Below are 3,588 nucleotides of genomic sequence, written 5' to 3' on the forward strand. Positions count from 1 at the left end.
GATTCAGAGGTTGACACCGATTCGGAGGTCGATTCTGACTCAGATGTTGAAACTGATGCTGACTCTGATTCTGATTCAGATGACGATACTGACTCACTCAATGAAGCAGAAGTTTCTTCTGAGGCTGACTCTGACGTTGATACAGACTCGGATGTTGACGCTGATTCAGAACTTGAAACTGACTCGGATGTTGACGCTGATTCAGAACTTGAAACTGACTCAGACGCTGAGACTGATTCAGATACAGAAACGGACTCTGAAGTCGAAACCAATTCAGATGCTGAAACTGACTCGGATGTCGATGCTGACTCGGATGTTGACACTGATTCAGACTCGGAAACTGACTCTGACGCAGACACTGATTCGGACGTTGATACCGACTCAGACGTCGAGACTGATTCAGATGTTGACGCTGATTCAGAACTTGAAACCGACTCAGACATAGAAACTGATTCGGACGTTGATACCGACTCAGACGTCGAGACTGATTCAGATGTTGACGCTGATTCAGAACTTGAAACCGACTCAGACGTCGAAACTGATTCGGACGCTGACACTGACTCAGACGCTGAAACTGATTCTGAGTCTGAAACCGACTCTGACGTTGAGGCTGATTTAGAACTTGAAACTGACTCAGACGCTGAGACTGATTCAGATGTTGACGCTGATTCAGAACTTGAAACTGACTCAGATGTTGAAACCGATTCTGACGTTGAAATTGACTCAGATGTTGAAACTGATTCGGACGTTGAAACTGACTCTGACATTGACGCTGATTCTGAGGTCGATTCTGATTCGAACACCGATACCGACTCAGACATTGATACAGATACAAATTCGGAGATAGAAACTGATACAAGAACACTCTTTGAAGTTGCTTTTGATGCACTAAGTGATTCAAATTGACTTGTCGACATCGATTCTGAATTCGAGACAGATTGACTATATTCTGTTGAGTCCATCGTTACCGCAACCAAATTACTTGCATCCGAATAGACCGGATGATCACCGTAGAAGATGAGAGCTTTTGCATTCACTCCACCTGACTGCAATGGCACTGTAGGCACTACTATCACCTGACCAGAAGCATCGGCTACAGCCGTTCCAATTTCCTCATCGTTGTTATACAAAACGACCGTGGCCCCAGGCCTGGCACCTGTAACTGTTACAGGTGTCTGGGTATTCGCTTTCTCCAATAGTCTCGTCGTCACCGTCGGCGTTGGGAGACGCTTGACAGGAACAGTTACATCATTTGAAGTATTATCTTTATAAGTAATGGTTACCACACCTGATGCAGAGACAGAATACTCCTTAAAGTCCTTCGAGCTTACAATTTTGGGATTAGAGGCCTTAAACGCCTCCCAGATCCTATCTTTTTCAACCTCTGCTACATTGCTAGTATCATTGACATAGATCTCTGTCGTCACAGGCCTAATTGGGTTACGGATACCGTCATTTTGAGGTAACACTTTAATTCGGAAAGAGCGATCGATAAACTGATTGTTTGAATTGGTAAATCTAACCGTGATCGTATAAGTTTTACCAGGCTCTACGACCTCTTTGTCTCCAACTTTCCCTTCAATCAACATCGGTGCAAACGGAGATTTCAAGGTAGCATTAGGAACCAATACACCTTCAACCCGCTCGCTGTTAGGAGCATAGCCCATATAGGTCAGGACGACCCCACCAATTTGCTCTCTCACAATGTACTGCAGCTTAACAGGATCTGAATTATAGGCCGTAATTACATGATTATTTGCAGGAGCACTCATGAAAAAAGGCGCACGAAAACTATTCTCTGTATCTAATGCACGTCCTGTCCGAGGATCCCGTTGACCGGAAGTAGCACGAAGCACCGCATTAACCAAGCGATTGCGAGCACTCTTGGCTTGGCTTTCCACGGCATCCATTTGAATTCCCGGATTGGATAATCCTGTACGAATAGCCTCTAAAGCCAGATCTCCATTTTCAATAGCAGATTCTGTCCCAGGGATTTCCAGAGCCTGTGCCCGATAGGTATATAAATCCAAGGCCAATACCTGCAGACGCTTCACCTGGTCCTCCGAGTGAGTTGTCTGAGCCACTGCTTCTTCCTCACTCGTTTCTGAAGTAGCCCTGTGGATAGAATTATCTTCTGAGAGACTATGGCTTGCCGTTTCTGAAGTGGACGGACTCGCTGAAACACTGACAACATGAGATTCACTCAAAGATACCGATTGAGACAGAGAGTCGCTTTCACTAGCTGACTCTGAAAATGAGATAGATTCACTCATGGATTGACTGGCTGACGCAGAATCTGCGATAGACGTTGTCCCCAAGACAAAACTATCTTGCCCAACCACTCCTGTCGCTGGACTGATCTCAGATTCCAGAGCCGCATTCATCTCATTTTCCTCAGCAAAAACTGGATCAGCAATTGTAGTTGCCCCAACAAGAGCACCCAACACAAGAATCCCTTTAGAAATCGGAGCTGGAACTGGATCAGCAGATGTTTCGAAAGGTCTCACGATTTCATCAGTCGCATCAGTACGAGAGACACGAAAAAGCCCTAGCTGCGAGATGGACGCCCGCACCCAAGTTTTTCCCGATTTGATCAATTTAAAACGTGTGATCCGCTCCGTTTCGCGAAACTCCCCTTTCGAACGTTTAAAAAACATGCCTGCTCCTTAAATTTTAGATATCGAGTTATTATACACTAATTTTCCCCAAAAGTAACTAATTAAGACTAATTATTAACACAAATAACAGCACACAAAAAGAGAACCCGAAGGTTCTCTTTTTGGATCCTTTTTCATTTCCCACATACCTGAAATGACCGAATCAAATTAGGATAGAAGATTATTTTTCATCTTCCTTTTTGCGACGTCCAAGTGCCGCAACCCCTGCAACCCCTGCAACTGCTCCAAGAAGAGCTGAAGCTACAGATCCTGTTTCACCAGTATTTGGAAGTTGTTCAAGAGCTGGAGCTGGTTGAGCTGGTTGCTCAGGAACTGGGTTCACTGGTGTATTAGGTGTTGGATCTACCGGTGTGTTTGGTGTTGGATCCATTGGTTTATTAGGTGTTGGATCTACCGGTGTATTTGGTGTTGGAGTTGGTGGCACTGAAGTGTTTGGTGTCTTCACAAGTTTGTAAACGTAAGTAACGTTCTTATCACCTTCGATGACTTTACCAGTTGTTGGGTCAGTTGTCGTCAAGTGACCTTGTCCATCAACTTTACCTACTGGGTAGTTACCTTGTGGTACCAATTCATAGACTTTACCATCTGGAGTTGCGATCGTCTTAGGACGGTTATCCACAACTGTATCGTAGTCTTTACCTACTGGTTGGTCTTTTTCATCCACTACTGAAGTCTTGATAGTATTACCATTTTCATCTACATAGTGAACGTATACATTACCCTTAGGTTGAGTTGGTTCTTCTTTCACTTCTTTGTAAACGTAAGTGATGATTGAGCGTGGTTTGTCAACTTTACCTTTAATTGGATCAGATGATTCCAAGTGTCCATCGCCATCAACTTTACCTACTGGGTAGTCACCTTTCGGTACGATCTTGTATGTCTTACCGTCTGGAGTCTTGATAGTATTAGG

Annotated in this window: 2 protein-coding genes; both read right to left on the reverse strand. The window is 44.3% G+C overall.

Features of this window, described 5'->3' with window-relative positions:
• A partial coding sequence (locus tag O3626_RS10150; protein WP_371496715.1) for a KxYKxGKxW signal peptide domain-containing protein occupies positions 1-2,657 on the reverse strand: 2,657 nt, incomplete at its 3' end.
• 181 nt (positions 2,658-2,838) lie between these two features.
• The coding region (locus tag O3626_RS10155) for a MucBP domain-containing protein (RefSeq protein WP_371496717.1) at positions 2,839-3,588 on the reverse strand (750 nt) is incomplete at its 5' end.

Origin of the sequence: Streptococcus sp. 20925_1_77 (genome assembly GCF_041432125.1) — a bacterium.
Classification (GTDB): domain Bacteria; phylum Bacillota; class Bacilli; order Lactobacillales; family Streptococcaceae; genus Streptococcus.